Origin of the sequence: Microvirga massiliensis (genome assembly GCF_001006805.1) — a bacterium.
Taxonomy (GTDB): domain Bacteria; phylum Pseudomonadota; class Alphaproteobacteria; order Rhizobiales; family Beijerinckiaceae; genus Microvirga; species Microvirga massiliensis.
This window is the reverse complement of record NZ_LN811362.1, coordinates 213,625-230,536: the sequence shown is the minus strand read 5'-3', so window position 1 is coordinate 230,536 and position 16,912 is coordinate 213,625. Positions and strand designations below refer to the sequence as shown.

The window sequence follows — 16,912 nt, the reverse complement described above, 5'->3', positions numbered from 1 at the left end:
GCCAGTGCCCTTTTCATCGTTACGATATCATCCCGCCTGCCGCGCGGGAGAGTCGTCCATCTTTGTCGATTTCAGGCCGCTCCCTCGATGCGGGAAATCGGCCCCTCCCCGGCCTCCTCGTCCGGTGCGGAGCCCGTCAGCACCATGTCGTCCCGGTGCACCATCGCGGTACGACCGTGATAGCCGAGCAGGTTCTCGATCTCGCGGCTCGCGCGGCCGATGATCCGTGCGGCGTCTTCGGCATCGTAGGCGACGAGGCCACGAGCGAGCTCACCGCGGGCATCACGGATAACCACCGCATCGCCGCGCGCGAAGCTGCCTTCGATGCGCCGCACGCCCACGGGCAGCAGGCTGGCGCCCTTGCGGAGCGCGCGGGCCGCGCCGTCGTCGATCTGCAGCACGCCGCGCGGCTCGAGCGAGCCCGCGATCCAGGTCTTGCGGGCGGTGGCCGGGTTCGACGGCGTCTGGAACCAGGTGCAGCGCGCGCCCTCGGCGACGCGGCGCAGGGGATTCTTCACCCGACCGTCCGCGATAACCATGTGGGTTCCGCCGGCGGTCGCGATCTTCGCGGCCTCGATCTTCGTGCGCATGCCGCCGCGGGAGAGCTCGGAGGCCGCGCCTCCGGCCATGGCCTCGATCGCCGGCGTGATCCGCTCGACGACGGGCAGGTGCCGGGCCTGCGGATCCATCGCGGGCGGCGCCGTGTAGAGCCCGTCGACATCGGAGAACAGCACGAGAAGATCCGCGCCGATCATCGTGGCGACGCGGGCGGCGAGACGATCGTTGTCGCCGTAGCGGATCTCCGCCGTCGCGACGGTGTCGTTCTCGTTGATGACCGGAACGGACCGGAGCTCGAGCAGCTTCAGCGCCGTTGCCCGGGCATTGAGATAGCGCCGCCGCTCCTCCGTATCCGTGAAGGTCACGAGGATCTGCCCGGCCGTGATTCCCTGGTGGGCGAGCGCCTCGGACCAGTAGCGCGCGAGCGCGATCTGCCCGACGGCCGCAGCGGCTTGGCTCTCCTCGAGACGGAGTGCCCCCGGCGGCAGGCCCAGCACGGTGCGCCCGAGCGCGATGGCGCCCGAGGAGACGATGAGCACATCAGCGCCGCGGGCGTGCAGGTCGCCGATGTCCTCCGCGAGCGCCGAGAGCCAGGCGTGATTGAGGCGTCCGCGCGCCCGGTCGACGAGGAGGGCCGAGCCGACCTTCAGGACGATCTGCTTGAAGCTGCCGAGATCGGGCGTCATGGGCCGGGTTCCTCGATCCGTCCGGAACCGCTAGGAGCGGAAATCATGGATGCCACTCCGCAGCCGGGGCTTCGGCGGCCTCTTCCTCTTTCGCGGCGTCGAGCGCGGCGAGAAGCGCGTTGAGGACCTCCGGCACACCCTGGCCGGTGGCCGAGGACAGCACGATCGGGGTGCGCTTCACTGCGCGCTTCAGGCGCGCCCGCTGATCCTTGAGGGTGTCGGGATCGAGCGCATCGGCCTTCGAGAGCGCGACGATCTCGGGCTTCTCCGCGAGGCCATGGCCATAGGCCTCGAGCTCCTCGCGCACGGTCTTGTAGGCCTTGCCGGCATGCTCGCTCGTGCCCTCGACGAGGTGCAGCAGCACCCGGCAGCGCTCGATATGGGCGAGGAAACGGTCGCCCAGCCCGGCGCCCTCGTGCGCGCCCGCGATCAGGCCCGGGATGTCGGCGAGCACGAATTCGCGCCCATGCTGACGCACGACGCCGAGGCCCGGGTGCAGAGTGGTGAAGGGATAATCGGCAATTTTCGGCTTCGCGGCCGTGACCGTCGACAGGAAGGTCGACTTGCCGGCATTCGGCAGCCCGACGAGACCGACATCCGCGATCAGCTTCAGGCGCAGCCAGATCCAGCGCTCCTCGCCCTCCTGCCCGGGATTCGCGCGCCGCGGCGCGCGGTTCGTGGAGGTCGTGAAATGGGCGTTGCCGAAGCCGCCATTGCCGCCGCGGGCGAGGCGCACGCGCTGCCCGACCTGCGTCATGTCGGCGATCAGCGTCTCGCCGTCCTCCTCGAGGATCTCGGTGCCGACCGGAACCTTCAGCACGATGTCGTCGGCATTGGCGCCGGCGCGGTTCTTGCCCATGCCGTGCTCGCCCTTGCGGGCCTTGAAGTGCACCTGGTAGCGGTAGTCGATGAGGGTGTTGAGGCCCTGGACGCATTCGACCCAGACGTCGCCGCCGCGTCCGCCGTCGCCTCCGTCCGGCCCGCCGAACTCGATGAACTTCTCGCGTCGGAACGACACGCAGCCGGCGCCGCCATCGCCCGAGCGGATATAGATCTTCGTCTGGTCGAGGAATTTCATCCCGCCTCCTTTAGGACCCGTGACGCCGCGGAGCAACGCGGCCACCGGCGAGCCGGCGGGCTGCCCGGCGGAAAACGATCCGCCGGGCGTCTTTTCCCGCGTTTACGATGCCAGTTCCGCGAGCTCGGGCAACGGGGCGTCGACGTCGCGCACGAAGCCCGTATGACCCCAGCTCTTCAGGCTCTCCCACGCCCGGCGGTCGAGCCGGAAGTGATCGGCCGGATAGTAGCCGCCGCACGCGGCGAGCTCGATCAGCCCGGAACCCGTGAAGGCGAAGCCGCACTTCTCGAGCACGCGCCGGGAGGCCGGGTTGATCACCCGCGCCGAGGCGGTGAGCTCGGGCTCCGGCGTGTAGGCGAAGAACGCGTCGATGAGCGCCCGCGCCGCCTCCGTGGCGATGCCGTTGCCCCAATGGGGCGTGCCGAGCCAGTAGCCGAGGCGTGGCCCGCCATGCTCGGGGTCGGGCTCGATGCCGACCGCGCCGATCGCCGCGTTCGGGCGGCCCTTCGGCGTGATCACCAGGGTGAGTCCGTGGCCGTTCGCATTGTTCCGCCGCGTTTCGAAGACGAAGCAATCCGCATGCTCAGGCGTGTATGGATGCGGAATTCGGCCCGTCATCTCCGCGACCGCTTTCTCGCCGGCGAGACGTACGAGGGCTTGGACATCGGCCAGGCGTGGCCAGCGCAGCCACAGCCGGCGCGTTTCCAGGCGGAACACGTCGTCACGGGTGAGGTCGGGAAACATCGTTCAGCTCCGATCCAGACTTCGGCCCCCCTCGAGGGCCTTGGAAAAGCGAAGGGGAGGTGGTGTCCCACCTCCCCTTTTGGATCTGGAGCCTTGGCTGTTCTGATCAGCCCTGGAGCTCGGATCCGCCGGTTTGGTTGGACACCGGCGGGAGCTCCTTCGCGTCAGCTCTCGCCGTTTACTCTGCTGCCTCTTGGGCGGCTACGACCGATACAAAGGCGCGCCCAGCGCGCACGCCGAATCGGACTCGACCGTCGGTAAGGGCAAAGAGGGTATGGTCCTTGCCGATGCCGACGTTCACGCCCGGGTGAAATTTCGTCCCGCGCTGGCGCACGATGATGTTGCCGGCGAGCACACGCTCATCGCCGAATTTCTTGACGCCCAGACGACGGCCTTCGGAATCGCGCCCGTTGCGCGAGGAGCCGCCAGCTTTTTTGTGAGCCATTGCTCTACTCCTAATCTCTTCTGGTGAGCCGAACCGTTACGCGGTCTCGGCCGGCTGCTCCGGGGCAGCCTCGGTGCCTGCCGCCGCCTTGGGCTTGCCGGCCTGCCCACCAATGGCGGTAATGCGCACCACGGTGTAGTCCTGGCGATGCCCGCGCTTGCGGCGCGAATTCTGCCGGCGGCGCTTCTTGAAGGCGATGACCTTCTCGCCGCGCGTATGTTCCACGACCTCGCCGCTGACGGTGAGCCCGGACACGACCGGCGCGCCGATTTCGACGCCGTTGTCGTTCGAGACCATCAGCACCTGGTCGAAGGTGACCGTCGAGCCCGGCTCGCCTTCGAGCTTGGCGACGGTGATGACGTCATCGGCGGCGACGCGATACTGCTTGCCGCCGGTCTTGATCACTGCGAACATCTTCATCCTCGTGTTCATCCGGCTCTCCGCGAAAATCGCAGGGCCGGCTTTTTGGCAGTTCCGGCAAATGAAAACGCGGGACGAGCCCGCGCAGGATCGGCTCCCTACCGTGACGGTCCGATTTTGTCAAACCGGAAACGAGAATAATGGCCAGCTTGGCCGCGCGATGTGCGCTGTCGCACGGGAGCCGTGAACCTTCGATCTCGCCTCTCCGGGAACCTTTCTCGCCCCCGCGGCATGCACCCCGGCACCCGGGAGAGGGAGATGAGCCGGCCCATCAGGATTTTCGGAGAGCACGACCCCAGGACGATTCGCCAGCTCGACCGCTGCATGGAGACGGGCAGTGCCGTCCAGGGCGTGCTCTGTGCCGACGGGCATCTCGGCTACGCGCACCCGATCGGCGGCGTGGTGGCCTACGAGGAGCATATCTCGATCAGCGGGGTGGGCTTCGACATCGCCTGCGGGAACATGGCGGTGCGCCTCGATACGCCCGCGACAGCGGTCCGCCCGCAAGCCTCGAAGATCCTCGACGACATCACGCGCACGGTGAGCTTCGGCCTCGGACGGCGCAACAAGAAGCCCGTGGACGACCCGCTCTTCGACCGCCTGGACCTCTGGATGGAATCCGGCGCCAGCCACCTGCGCAAGATGGCCCAGGAGCAGCTCGGCACCGTCGGCGCCGGCAACCACTATGTCGACCTGTTCGACGACGAGGAGGGCTTCGTCTGGATTGGCGTGCATTTCGGCTCGCGCGGGCTCGGCCACAAGATCACGACCCAGCACCTCGAGAAGGTCGGCGCGAAGGACGGGATGGAGGTGGAGCCGGCCATCGTCCGCACCGACACCGAGCTCGGGCAGAGCTACCTCGCCGGGCTCGAGCTCGGCGGGCTCTATGCCTATGCGGGGCGGGAATGGGTGGTCGAGCAGGTGCGCCGGATCATCGGCGGGACGGTGACCGACAGCGTGCACAACCACCACAACTTCGCCTGGCGCGAGACGCACGGCGGACGCGACCTCTGGGTGGTCCGCAAGGGCGCAACCCCGGCCTTCCCGGGCCAGCGCGGCTTCGTGGGCGGCTCGATGGGAGACGACGCCGTGATCATCGAGGGCGTGGAGAGCCCGGTGGCGACCGAGAGCCTCTATTCCACGGTCCATGGCTCCGGGCGGGTCATCGGCCGGACGGAGGCGCGTGGGAAGCGCAACAAGCGGGGCGAGTGGATCCGCCCTCCGCGCTTCACGCGGGCCGAGATGGATGCCTGGCTCGCCCGCAAGGGCGTGCACCTGCGCGGCGGTGACGTGGACGAGAGCCCGATGGCCTACCGCCGGCTGGACGAGGTGCTGACGCACCACGCCGAGACCATCCGGGTGCAGCACCGGCTCAAGCCGTTCGCGGTGGCGATGGCCGGGCCCGACGAGCGCGACCCCTACAAGGATTGAGCGGTGTGGGCCTGGGCGGCTGGCGCCGCCCGGAGATCACGAAACGAGCGCGGAAAGCCGCTTCGGCGCGATGAGCCGGTAGCTGCGCCGTACAAGGGCCGCGACTTCGTCCCAGTTGGACCTATTGTCGAGCCGCACGCCGACCCAGCCCTTGTGGCCGAGGTAGGGTGGGATGAAGAACCGATCTGGATCGGCGCCAACCAGCACCATCTGGCTGCCCTCCGGGGCCTTGCACCAGACCGAGACTCTCCCACCGACGTGATTCTCGAGGGCGAAGATCTTCGCGCCGACGCGGTAAGTGGGCGCGCCCCAGGTCTCGACCTCGACGACGTGCGGGAGGGCGAGGCAGATCTCGCGCAGGCGGCGGCTGGATGGGTTGGGCATGGGAGCGAGCCTATCCGGGCCTGCCGGTGTCGGGGAGATCGAGATGCGGCTGGGCCTCCCCACCCAGAGGCAAAGCCGACTCCGTTTCGACGCAACCGGACGCTTGTGGAGGGCCAAGCTGCATGCTATGGCCCCCGCCTCAACCGCCGACCTCGGCATGCGGAGAGGTGGCAGAGTGGTTGAATGCACCGCACTCGAAATGCGGCATACGGGCAACCGTATCGGGAGTTCGAATCTCCCCCTCTCCGCCAATCAGCATTGATTTGGCTGGCTTTTCTAGCAGTTTCAGCGCCAGTCCCAATTCCAGTCCCAACTCTGCAGATTCGCTGCGATTAAATGTGGCAGGGCTTGAACTGCAGCCCGAAGCGCCCAGGAAGTTCGCACCTGCGGACTGCTGATATCTTCCCGCATGTGTCGTTCGAGCGATGAATATACCAATCACCAGTTCAGCGCCTGCGCGCACGACTCCGCGAATTCAGAGCTTTGAACTCCTTCTCCCATTGCGGACTGAAGTTGTCTCTCGATCGTCGCTGCCGGGGAGCGCGGTCATCGCTCCCGCGGTGATGGTGATACCTTAATCGGCCGGGCGGGGTGGCCGCCCGTCGGCGAGCCAACGGTCGGTGAAGCCGCTCAAGGCGCACGCGCCTTGACCCGAGACTGAAGGACAGAGACCAGCGCTGCGTCGTGCAAAGCCTCCGTGACGGCGGCAGGATCGGGGCTCCGGGGCTGCGATGTCGTGCTCCGACACACCATGACCAAAACCCTGGCCACCACCTCTGCCGATGAGATCCTGTCATCGTCGTCGGGGATGCTCTTCTGAACACACGCGGTCAGTTCTCGAAATCTGAACACACGCGGTCAGTTCTCGAAATCGCGCTCGGCTCTCCTCGGCGAGGGGCTGTGCCAGCACCGGAGATGCGGCCGTGACGAGGGCGGTGATGAGGAAGGGCTTCATATCGAACAATCCCTGTCATGCCCTCATGCAAGGAACGCTCTGAACCAGATCGCCAGCAGCATCTTCTTGAACGGCAGCTTGCGCCACGCGAAGGCCGTGCCGGAGGTGACGGTGAAGACCGCCTTGCACTCCTTGGCGGAGCACTTGAAGCGCTCCCGGGACATCGCGTAGCAGCGCAGGTTGCCGCATCGCGGGCAGGAAAGCTCACCGTCCGTCTCAGGCCAACGGGCCTGCCGGAACCACTTGTAGGCCGTCCTCTCCTGGATGTGGGAGAGTTCGGTGATGGTCAGGTCGCGCACCTCGGGCGACGGGAGGAAGTATTGCGCCACGGCTCAGTACCTCCCACGCGGTGAGGAAGGGCAGGCGCGGTATTTCCCAGCCCCCCAGCGGTCGGGATGGCGAACTCCATGGAAGTGACGGCGAGAGGCATGCTCGGGCTCCGGCGGCCGGAACTGGCCGTGATCAGGACAGCGCGGACAGCCGGGAAGCCGTCGGATCAGGTTAGCGCTGTCGTATAAGCCGATGCATGGCCGCGCTTGTGCCAGGGAGCTTGGCCGGAGCCGAACGAAAATTGGGAGCTTGGGTTACCCCGACGGTTTGACGGCGAGCCCTGGTCCCTTGAGAAGGGCTGGATTGCACCGAGAGGCGGAAGTTCGGCCTACTCCGCTCTGTGCCAGAAGAAGACGTTCATGCAACACCACGATGGATTGCGTCGAAGCCAAGGTCCGTCAGTTCGATTGTTGCCGCGTCGGGCGTGGTCACATATCCGAGATGGGTCAACTCGGACACAGCCACGGCGACAGCAGGATCCGTGCCGAAGTGCGCATCCAGTGTTGCCATTGTCATACGAGCCCCGGGTTTTCGGTGGGTCTCACGAAAGAACTCGAGGATCTCGCAGGCCGTCTCGCTGAGCGACCTTCTCGCCTCCATCGGATCAGCTCCTGCTATTCGGCCACGTGTAGGCGGAACCCGGGATCGTTCGGGCTGTCCTTCGATCCTAAACCGCTCATTGCCGCGTCAATCTCCTCCATGCTGTAAGCCATCAAGGGGGCCAGGTTCGTGATGTGATGGTCCCATTGCATTCGGCAGGAGATGTAAGCCTCGGCACCGGCCTGCCCGTCAGCCGTGATCTGGATCCCCGCCTGCTGAAGCCGAAGTAGGGCAGCACGGTAGCGTGCTCGCCAGCGGTCTCGGGTCTGCGGGTCCGGTTGGACCTCCCGGTCCGGTGCGCCATGGGGGAGAAAGGTGTTCTCCAAGCTGGTGACGAGCATCATCGACGCTTCCCACAGCTGCGCGACGGCTCCTGCCTCCTTCAGCCAGCGGTACTTCTGATCATCCAAGGCGTTCTTGATCAGGCTCACCGTGTCTAACGCGACCAGCGTGGAACGGGACACCGAGTGGTATGGGTCACTGAAGCGGAAATAGAACAGCACCGGGTAGAAGTGGTGTGCCTCCTTGGCTTGGGTCATCTCCACGCCGAGTTCCGACAGATTCGTGTAGCCGCCACTGAACTGGCCCTGAGGTCCGAGACGTGCCAGCAATTCGGCGGCATCGCCTGTGCACCCTGAGAGGAAATGAAGGTTCATGGCCAGCACGTTGCGCCGCTGAAGCGCTGTATAGACCTGCATCAGATAGGTCAGCGTCAGCGACATCACCGACATCCCGATCAGCGAGTTGAACAGGAAGAGCAGCCGTGTCGGGCTCGTGTGAGGGGTGAAGTCGCTCGCGCCGACGATGGCCATGCTGGTGCCGCCGGCATACATTGCGGTGACGAAGTCAGTGGGCGTCTCGCCGTTGGTGGCGCGGATGGACGTGCCGAGTTCCGGGTGCATGATCAAAGCTGCTCCGAGCGTCAGCCCGAGAGCCCAGACCCCAACCAGCAGCACGAGGCTGACCGGACCGCAGAAGGACAGAACGGTTCCTTGTCTAGGGCCAAAAACCTTTGAGGCCTTGACGACGGAGGCCCAGACCAGCCGCCCGACCCTGGACCCAATGAGGCTGGTGCCGATCCGAGCGTAGAGCACCGTCAGAAAGATATCGAGCAAAATGATCAGGATCAGCAGTATTCCAAGGCCCTGCTCCAGTCGCCCCATCATGGCTGCCTCCTGTCATCCCAACGGCTCCGTCAGGGTCGTTGGGACTGCCCGGCCGAGCCGGTCGCCTTCCCGTTCTGTCCAGGCTCGATGCGCCATAGCTGCGTCTCAAGGCGTGGGCCGGTCTCAGGCCTGAACCAGCTCATGTCCTGAATGCGGGAGCTGGTGACGTAGATGGTCCCGTCGGGTCCCTCCGAGAATGTATCGGGCCAGCGCAGCCGCTTGTCCTGGACGAGGGTGGTAATGCGATCCCCATCGCGGACCTTCACTGCATCCTGCTCAATCGCGCTCAGATAAAGCCGCCCCCGCCCGTCGATCCAAAGACCGTCCGTCGGCTCGGTTTCGGCGACACGCTCCACACGAGCTTCGAGGTCCTTCTCAGACAGACGTGGGTTCTCCAAGGCATCCGTCGTGATGCGATAGAGGGTCCGGCCGGTCAGGGCTTTCCAATAGAGCGTGCGCCCATCGGGAGAGAGCGCGATGCTGTCGGCGGCAAATTCGACCCCCCGCCCGTCGGGCCGGCGCAACTCCTGCCCATCGGTCTTCACCACCACATCCTTTTCCGGCTGGGTGCTCGCGTGGCCGTGAAGGACGCGTCGAGCCTTGCCGTTCTGTAGATCCACAACAACGAGAGCACCCTTGGCCCCAGCATCGGTCAGATAGGCATGCCGCCCATCCGGCGAAAACCGCACATCGTTCAGGTAGCTGCCTTGAGGCGCGACCGTCTCGTCAAAGCGAATCACCTGTGAAACTTTGTTCGCCTTCAGGTCGATCCTGACGAGCTTGGGCCCACCCTGAACAACGGGTGCTGTGGCTGGCGCGGCCGGATCGACGACCCAGAGATTGCCGTGCGCATCGGCCACGACGCTCTGGACGCACACGAAGTGATCCCCGGCTGACATCTGGTTCTTCTTGGCATTGCGCCAGGAATTCCACTCGTCATCCGGGTAAGGTTTGATCTGGCCGTCGCGCGTCACCTCGGCAACCGAGATCGGTGCATCCTCCGTCCACCGCGGGAAGTTGACGAAGATGCGCCCATCCTTCGAAACGGTCACTCCGGTCACCTGGTGTTCAAAGCTGGCGACCTGCTGCAGTTGCGCTGGACCTTGCGATGGTGCTGCACTCTGCTGTGCCATGGATGTGGTGGCCAGGAGCGTTCCGAAAAGCAGGGTCACCGGTGTGAGCCTGAGCATAGTCACCTCCATTGCGTGGCAATGATCGTGTGGGATGCGGCTGTCACTTCACAGCGTGAACGCCGCTCGAGCGCAGCCGTATCGTCGCTAGGTCAGTGAGGACGTGCCCTCTCTTGCGGAGCACGATCAGACACCGCCGCGAGGGCTGGTGCGGCCCGCATGTCCGGCGGCACCTGGAAGTCCTTGGCTGCGCCTCGCGCCGCCTGGACACCCTGCGGGAAGCCTGTCCGATCCCTGTAGGAGCGTAGCCGGCCACGGGGGCGGCTGTGGCGGGCCGTGACCCCCTGCGCGCCAATGATGTCGAGCAGCGTCACTCCCAGCACCGCCGCAAGAGCAATCCCGACATTGTCGCGCTTCGGATTGTCGTGCCGCATGGCCGTCATCAGAGTGGCGATGTCGAGTCCGTCTCCGGCGACGCGACTCCACAATCCGAGATGCTTGTCGGGGGAGAGCGAGACGATGCCATGCCCGAGTTCGCGGACGCCATACGCCCGCACAAGGCCTTCCTTGCCTTCCATGCCAAGCGCCCGGGTGAAGCGCTCCGGCGCGACCAGCTCCGCTATGCCCAGGCCGATGCTGAACCAACCCAACGCTTTGGCCAGACGGTCGGCCGCGCCCAGCGAGCTGGGGCCGGAGTGGAGGACTTTCGGGTCGCCTTTGGACCGGGCAATGTTCGAGATGTAATAAGCCATGTCTTCTCTCCCGGACCTTTCAGGGCTTCAGGACGACCTTGATGCAGCTGTCCTGCTTGTCGCGGAACACCTTGTACATCTCGGGCCCCTCATCGAGGCTCACGGTGTGGGTGATGACAAACGATGGGTCGATCTGCCCCTCCTCGATGCGACGCAGAAGGTCATCGGTCCAACGGTTGACGTGCGTCTGGCCCGTCCGGATGGTCAGCCCCTTGTTCATCACCTGACCCATCGGGATCTTATCGACCAACCCACCATAGACACCGGGGATCGAAATCACTCCGGCCGGGCGGCAGACATAGATCATCTCGCGCAGGACGTGCGGCCGGTCGCTTTCGGCTCCCAGCATCTGCTTGGCGCGGTCGTAGACCGTATCCGGCATGGAGGGCGAGACATGGGCTTCCAGGCCGATGGCATCGATGCACTTCTCCGGGCCCTCGCCGTCGGTGAGTTCGTTCAAACGCTCGACCACACTCTCTTCATCGAAGTTGATCGTGATGGCGCCGCCGGCTTCCGCCATTTCCAGGCGCTCGGGCAAATGATCGATGGCGATCACCTGCTTGGCGCCGAGGAGGACGGCGCTGCGGATGGCCATCTGACCGACAGGACCGCAGCCCCAGATCGCCACCGTGTCCGTCGGCTGGATGTCGCACTGGACCGCGGCCTGCCAGCCAGTCGGGAAGATGTCACCGAGGAAGAGAACCTTCTCGTCCGGGATCCCATCCGGCACCTTGATGTGGGTCGCATCGGCAAAGGGAACGCGGAGATATTCGGCCTGTCCGCCAGGATAGCCGCCGGTCAGATGCGTGTAGCCGAACAAGCCCGCGGTCGCGTGGCCGAATACCTTGTCAGCGAGATCCTTCTTGCGGTTGCTCCGCTGGCACACTGAGAAGTTGCCGCGCTTGCACTGATCGCACTCGCCGCAGATAATCGTGAAGGGGACAACGACGCGATCTCCTTTCTTGAGCTTGCCCCTCGCTTCGGACCCGACCTCGACGACCTCTCCCATCATCTCGTGCCCCATGACATCGCCGGGCAGCATCGCCGGGATGAAGTTGTGGAACAGGTGCAGGTCCGAGCCGCAGATCGCACAACTGGTTACCTTGACGATGGCGTCGCGCGGCTGCTCGATCTCAGGGTCAGTGACGGTGTCGCAGCGGATATCTTCCTTGCCGTGCCAAACGAGGGCTCGCATGCCTTCCTCCTCCTCTTGTCCAACGAAGATACAGAGGCTTCCGCGTCCGGAACTCGTTACGGCACGGGGCAGGTCTCTGCGGGGATGGTCGTCAGGGCTCGTGGCCCCTAAACATCTGCGGTGCGGGAAAAGTGCTGCGGATGATCCCTGAGGGACATTCCGCTCCGTTTGATGCAGCGCGGCCCTCCCGCTTTCCCCACCTCTAGCGAGGACAGCAATTCGAGCGGGACATTCCTGACAGACGATCAGGTTTCGGGCGAGCCTGACCCCTGAGGCACCTTCGGCCCTGGGCTGGGCGACTGGAATCCCGCAGAGGTTGCGACCAGCACGGCTTGTGACAGGGTCTGTACGCCAAGCCGCTGCATAACGTGGGCCCGATGGGTCTCTACCGTCCGAGGGCTGAGGCCGATGTCCCGTCCAATTTCCTTGTTGGTCTTGCCGGCCAACAAGCCTGCCAGGACCTCGCGCTCCCGTTCCGACATCTCGGCAATCCGAAGCCGCGCCCGGCCTGCCTCCTGGTTCTGCTCATCCTCCCCACGGGTGCTGGCTGCGGCCGACGCCACTGCGGCCAGAAGCTGGTCCGAACCGTACGGGACCGGCAGGAAGTCCACGGCTCCAGCTTTCATCACCTGCACCCCAAAGGTCACGTCGCCTTTGGCGTCCCCCAGAACAATGACTGGCAGGCCGATGCGCCGGGCCTTGAGCTCCCTCGGAATGACCAGACCACCAGCGCCAGACCGGCAAATGTCGAGAACGACGCACCCGGCCGCGAGAGCCGGGGCCGCCTCCAGGAAGGCCTTGCCGGACGCGAAGGCTCTCACGTCATAGCCGGCGTCGCGCAGCCCTCGCGTTAGGATTTGACGCGAGGGCTCATCGGCATCGACCACATACACGAAGCGTCCGTCATGGCGGGTGATGTCCTGGGCAATGCCGCCGGCTCGGCGGATCTGGCCCCGCGCGTCGCGAATGGGGAAGAAGGTGTTGCGGATCCAGCGCACGCCCCGGTTCTGCCGGATGATGCGAAACTCCTCAGTGCAGCTGTCGCCCAGTCTGACGCGCTCAAGCGCGCCTCGCGCGCGTTCTCGATCATCCGGATGGAGGAAGCGGCTCCAGCGGCTGGAATCGCCGAGCACTTCCTCCCGCGGCTCGCCCCAAACGGTTTCGAAAGCGGGGCTCAGGTATTCGAGGTTCATCGTCTCGAAGTTCAGGATCCAAAGTGTATTGCTGGAGTTCTCGGCAAACTGCCGGAAGCGCTCCTCGCTCTCACGCAGGGCCGTCTCGGCGCGCTTGCGCTCCGTGATGTCCAAGGCGGCTCCAATGTACCCCACGGGCCGGCCATGCTCGAAGGTGGTCCGGCCATGGGTGGAGACCCAGCGCTCGACCCCATCCTCAATCCCGATGACGCGATAGTCGGTGTGATAGACACCATCACCCGTGGGATCGACACAATTGGCGAGAGTAGCTTCGACCTGAGCTCGGTCCTCGGGATGAATGCCAGACATCCATACATCCCAGGAGACGGGCGTATTCGCCGGCAGGCCCCACATGACCTTCAGGCGAGCATCCCAGTCGAGCGCACCGGTTGCCGAATCCCAAGTGTAGGGTGAGACATCGACGAGATCGATGGCGGCCTGGAGCCGCGCCTCGCTTCGGCGCAGGGCAGTCTCGGCTTGGACACGCTGGGTGGTCTCATAGACAGTGCACAGGATACCGCCGACCCCGCCGGTCTCATCCCGAATGGGGCTGTAGGAGAACGAGAACCATGTTGCCTCGGGATAGCCGCGCCGCATAAGCGTCAGTGGCAGGTCCTCGAAGTAGCTGGCCTCGCCGCGCATGGCCCGCTTGGTGATCGGACCGATGATGTCCCACACCTCCGACCAGACCTCGGGGAGCGGCCGCCCGAGGCCGTTGGGTTTGTCACCCATGATCGGAATGTAGGCGTCATTGTAGAAGCTCGTCAGTTCCGGCCCCCACGCCAGGTAGGTCGGGAAGGCGGAGCTCAGCATGATGCTCACTGCCGTGCGGAGCGACTGAGGCCAAGTCTCTGTTGGCCCAAGGGGCGTGGCAGCCCAGTCGTGGGTTCGCATGCATTCGCCCATGATGCCGCCGTCGGGAAATCCTTCCGGGCTGCTCATTCATTCGCCTGGAAAAACATCATGAGCATTTCTCGCGGGAGGCAACGATCTCGCGCTCCTTTGGGTTCAGGAGACGGCTGCGCATTTCGAGGCCAGCCATGATGCGCTCGATCGCGGCCGGGTCGGCCACCTCCGCGTCCCGCTGCATCAGGAGGCCGATCTGACGCTCCTCCCTCACCGCCTGCTGGACTGCCGCGATGGAGCGCTCAGCGGACGGGTACGACGAGAAGGCCATCCGGCGGAAGGGCGTTCGCCGAGCCGTCCGAACCAGGGCTTGTGCCGTCCTCGGCCGAGCGTGGGAGATCGTGTGAAACGATCACGACGGATGCTCCAAGGGCTTTGATGCGATCAGGGCGGTAGTTACCACCCGGAAGACGACTGAACCTGCATTGGCCGCTCTGTGATTTGCGGGTGGGCTGATAGAGGCCGGCCCATACTGTTTGGTTCGCAACCACGTACCTTCCCTCAGGAATCGACCGGTATGCGTTTAGGCCCTTGCAACCGTTACCTCCACGAATCGCGCCCAACGACGATAGCTTACGTCAGTAATCCGATCTCATCAGGTGGGACGCTGCTGAAGTCCCTCAACACCACTGAGGTGTGCCATGGCGGACCAACACGATGGACTCCCCCGACGGGTCCGCAACGATAGTCCGGCTCGCACTCAAGCAACGGGAGCCGCGCAGTCCTGGCCGGGCCAACGGCGACAGGATGCTCTCGGGGGCCGTTCTAGCCTTGGCATAGTTGGACTTGCCCTCGCGGCCGCTGCCGGCGTGGCCGCCATCGGTCTGATCGACGCCCAAATGCGCCATACCGGGAGCCGGACCAGGACAGGTCCGAACCGACGATCGGCTGCTGGCCACGAGCCGGAGGTCGAGCGCTCGATTACGATCGAGGACGTTCCCGCGGACGAACTTTACCGTCGCTGGCGCGATCCGGAAACCTTGAGGCGGATCATGGCGCCCTTTGCCGATGTCCAGCCCACGGGTGACGGGCAGACACGCTGGAGCGCCGGACCCAATCTTGGCTCCTGGGACATGCGCTTGGCCGATGACCAGCCGGGCGAGTTCATGCGCTGGGAGGCACAAGGCGCGGGCGCTCTGATCCGGGAAGCGTCCGTGCGCTTCCGCCCCGCTGCCGGCAACCGCGGCACAGTGGTGGTCCTGCGCGCCAGCCTCGATCCGCCCGGTGGCATGCTCGGCCGGATTGCCACCCAGATGCTGGGCAATACGGTACCGGCGGCGCTTGCGAGCAAGTCGCTGCACTACTTCAAGGCCCTCGTCCAGACCGGCGAAATCCCCACCACCGAGCGCCAGCCGGCGGCTCGGCCCGACCCTCGCTGACGAGGAGGCTTCTCATGCGTGCGCTCATCTGGAACGGCGTCAACGATCTACGTGTCGAGACCGTCAAGGATCCCGAGATCGTCAATCCGCATGACTGCATCCTGCGGGTCACCATGTCGACCACCTGCGGCTCGGACCTGCACTTCATCGACGGCTACATCCCGACTATGAAGGCCGGTGACGTGATCGGTCATGAGTTCATGGGCGTGGTCGAGGACGTCGGGCCTGAGGTGAAGAAGGTCAAGAAGGGGGATCGGGTCGTGGTGCCGTCCTTCATCACCTGCGGCCAGTGCTGGTACTGTAAGAACAAACTTTATTCACTGTGCGACAACACCCATCCCAAGCCCGAGCTGCAGGAGCCCATCTTTGGCTATCCGACAGCCGGCATCTACGGCTATACCCACGCGTTCGGCGGCTATGCCGGAGCGCACGCCCAGTATGTGCGCGTGCCGTTTGCCGACAACGATTGCTTCAAGGTGCCGGATGGTCTGCCAGACGAGCAGGTGCTGTTTCTCTCCGATGCTGCCCCGACCGGCTACATGGGGGCGGATTTCTGCAACATTCAGCCCGGCGACGTGGTGGCCGTGTGGGGCTGCGGCGGCGTCGGCCTGATGGCCCAGAGGAGCGCCTTCCTGATGGGGGCCGAGCGGGTGATTGGGATCGACCGCTTGCCTGAGCGGCTGCAGATGGCCCGCGAGCATGTCGGCTCCGAGACCATCAACTACGAGGAGGTCGACAGCGTCCTGGAGGTGCTCAAGGAAATGACAGGTGGCCGGGGCCCTGACGCTTGCATCGACGCGGTCGGCATGGAGGCGCACGGCACCGGTCTGCAATACGCCTACGATCGCGCCAAGCAGCTCATGTACATGCACACAGATCGCGGCCAAGCGCTACGCGAGGCAATCCTGGCCTGCCGCAAGGGGGGGACACTTTCGATCCTGGGCGTCTACGGCGTAATGGACAAGTTTCCAATTGGGGCGATCATGAATAAGGGCCTGACGGTGCGCACGGCCCAGCAGCATGGGCAGGCTTACATGGACCGCCTGCTCGACCATGCCCAGAAGGGAGAGCTGAACCCATCGTTCCTGGCGACGCATCGATTCTCGCTCGAAGATGCGCCGCATGGCTACGCCATGTTCAAGCACAAGGAGGACGGTTGCGTCCGCTCCGTGTTCATTCCCTAAAACCAGAGCGATCCCCATAACAATATTTAGGGCTCTGGAATTATCGGGGATACAGGATGCATGCTCCCGACCTTGTCATGTGCCCTGAGTACGCGATGGACGAACTTCCACTGAGCACCAGAGTTGAGCACAGCGGCATTGAGGCCCTTGTACACTATCGCTAAGTGCCACCTGGCTGACGTGGCATCAAGTCCTCAGGCTGTGTGGCCCGTTCGCCGCCCCAAGCAGAGATTGTGAATGTCCGCATGGAGTCAGCTCGATCCTAGGACGCCCGAACTGGAAGGACCGCTCACTTCGCAATTGCGGAAGTTCGACCAACTTCAGCTTCGTGCCAAATCCGGTCATTCGCGCCGGGAACTCCAGGCAATGGCATGCT

17 protein-coding genes and 1 tRNA gene are annotated in these 16,912 nt (G+C 64.9%); 4 read left to right on the top strand and 14 right to left on the bottom strand.

The genetic code is table 11. From position 1 onward, the window contains the following. Nucleotides 1-71: 71 nt before the first annotated feature. The 5 genes from proB to rplU all read right to left on the bottom strand — a co-directional run bounded on the left by proB (nucleotide 72) and on the right by rplU (nucleotide 3,925). Nucleotides 72-1,244, bottom strand: a complete 1,173-nt coding sequence (gene proB, locus BN1233_RS31980; RefSeq protein WP_046867682.1) for a glutamate 5-kinase — start codon at nucleotides 1,242-1,244, stop codon at nucleotides 72-74. 43 nt (nucleotides 1,245-1,287) lie between these two features. Then, nucleotides 1,288-2,322, bottom strand: a complete 1,035-nt coding sequence (gene obgE, locus BN1233_RS31975) for a GTPase ObgE (protein ID WP_046867681.1) — start codon at nucleotides 2,320-2,322, stop codon at nucleotides 1,288-1,290. 102 nt (nucleotides 2,323-2,424) lie between these two features. Further along, nucleotides 2,425-3,066, bottom strand: coding sequence for a GNAT family N-acetyltransferase (locus BN1233_RS31970; protein WP_046867680.1), 642 nt, complete (start codon nucleotides 3,064-3,066; stop codon nucleotides 2,425-2,427). Between the two features lie 178 nt (nucleotides 3,067-3,244). Then, on the bottom strand, nucleotides 3,245-3,511 hold the full coding sequence (rpmA, locus tag BN1233_RS31965) for a 50S ribosomal protein L27 (RefSeq protein ID WP_046867679.1): 267 nt from the start codon (nucleotides 3,509-3,511) through the stop codon (nucleotides 3,245-3,247). Between the two features lie 36 nt (nucleotides 3,512-3,547). Next, nucleotides 3,548-3,925, bottom strand: coding sequence for a 50S ribosomal protein L21 (rplU, locus tag BN1233_RS31960; protein ID WP_046867780.1), 378 nt, complete (start codon nucleotides 3,923-3,925; stop codon nucleotides 3,548-3,550). 264 nt (nucleotides 3,926-4,189) lie between these two features. Here rplU and BN1233_RS31955 point away from each other — a divergent pair, with 264 nt between their 5' ends. Then, the gene (locus tag BN1233_RS31955) at nucleotides 4,190-5,362 is read left to right on the top strand and encodes an RtcB family protein (RefSeq protein WP_046867678.1); all 1,173 of its coding nucleotides are present in this window, start codon (nucleotides 4,190-4,192) and stop codon (nucleotides 5,360-5,362) included. 36 nt (nucleotides 5,363-5,398) lie between these two features. Here the strand turns inward: BN1233_RS31955 and BN1233_RS31950 are convergent, their stop codons facing one another. Beyond that, nucleotides 5,399-5,746, bottom strand: coding sequence for an MmcQ/YjbR family DNA-binding protein (locus BN1233_RS31950; protein ID WP_046867677.1), 348 nt, complete (start codon nucleotides 5,744-5,746; stop codon nucleotides 5,399-5,401). A 161-nt stretch (nucleotides 5,747-5,907) separates the two neighbouring features. On the opposite strand from BN1233_RS31950, the gene BN1233_RS31945 reads away from it, so the two are divergent. Beyond that, nucleotides 5,908-5,997: transfer RNA gene (locus BN1233_RS31945), tRNA-Ser, on the top strand. Between the two features lie 727 nt (nucleotides 5,998-6,724). Here the strand turns inward: BN1233_RS31945 and BN1233_RS31935 are convergent. From BN1233_RS31935 to BN1233_RS31900, 8 genes are all read right to left on the bottom strand, one after another. After that, nucleotides 6,725-7,030: a transposase gene (locus tag BN1233_RS31935; protein WP_046867675.1), complete on the bottom strand. Its 306-nt coding sequence runs from the start codon at nucleotides 7,028-7,030 to the stop codon at nucleotides 6,725-6,727. A 358-nt stretch (nucleotides 7,031-7,388) separates the two neighbouring features. Further along, nucleotides 7,389-7,631 (bottom strand): hypothetical protein, encoded by a 243-nt coding sequence (locus tag BN1233_RS31930; RefSeq protein ID WP_046867674.1) that lies wholly within the window; start codon nucleotides 7,629-7,631, stop codon nucleotides 7,389-7,391. A gap of 14 nt (nucleotides 7,632-7,645) precedes the next feature. Further along, nucleotides 7,646-8,797 (bottom strand): potassium channel family protein, encoded by a 1,152-nt coding sequence (locus BN1233_RS31925; protein WP_046867673.1) that lies wholly within the window; start codon nucleotides 8,795-8,797, stop codon nucleotides 7,646-7,648. Between the two features lie 29 nt (nucleotides 8,798-8,826). Continuing rightward, the gene (locus BN1233_RS31920; RefSeq protein ID WP_046867672.1) at nucleotides 8,827-9,987 is read right to left on the bottom strand and encodes an SMP-30/gluconolactonase/LRE family protein; all 1,161 of its coding nucleotides are present in this window, start codon (nucleotides 9,985-9,987) and stop codon (nucleotides 8,827-8,829) included. Nucleotides 9,988-10,079: 92 nt separating this feature from the next. Then, nucleotides 10,080-10,679, bottom strand: coding sequence for a hypothetical protein (locus tag BN1233_RS31915; protein ID WP_046867671.1), 600 nt, complete (start codon nucleotides 10,677-10,679; stop codon nucleotides 10,080-10,082). Between the two features lie 19 nt (nucleotides 10,680-10,698). Then, nucleotides 10,699-11,874 (bottom strand): zinc-dependent alcohol dehydrogenase, encoded by a 1,176-nt coding sequence (locus tag BN1233_RS31910; RefSeq protein WP_046867670.1) that lies wholly within the window; start codon nucleotides 11,872-11,874, stop codon nucleotides 10,699-10,701. Nucleotides 11,875-12,119: 245 nt separating this feature from the next. Further along, nucleotides 12,120-13,880, bottom strand: coding sequence for a PAS domain S-box protein (locus BN1233_RS43620; protein ID WP_210168229.1), 1,761 nt, complete (start codon nucleotides 13,878-13,880; stop codon nucleotides 12,120-12,122). Nucleotides 13,881-14,028: 148 nt separating this feature from the next. Continuing rightward, nucleotides 14,029-14,244, bottom strand: a complete 216-nt coding sequence (locus BN1233_RS31900) for a hypothetical protein (protein WP_046867669.1) — start codon at nucleotides 14,242-14,244, stop codon at nucleotides 14,029-14,031. A gap of 370 nt (nucleotides 14,245-14,614) precedes the next feature. Between BN1233_RS31900 and BN1233_RS46200 the strand changes: the two genes are divergently transcribed. Beyond that, the gene (locus BN1233_RS46200) at nucleotides 14,615-15,352 is read left to right on the top strand and encodes an SRPBCC family protein (RefSeq protein ID WP_082145771.1); all 738 of its coding nucleotides are present in this window, start codon (nucleotides 14,615-14,617) and stop codon (nucleotides 15,350-15,352) included. Between the two features lie 14 nt (nucleotides 15,353-15,366). Continuing rightward, nucleotides 15,367-16,536 (top strand): zinc-dependent alcohol dehydrogenase, encoded by a 1,170-nt coding sequence (locus BN1233_RS31890; RefSeq protein ID WP_046867668.1) that lies wholly within the window; start codon nucleotides 15,367-15,369, stop codon nucleotides 16,534-16,536. Nucleotides 16,537-16,912 lie beyond the last annotated feature (376 nt).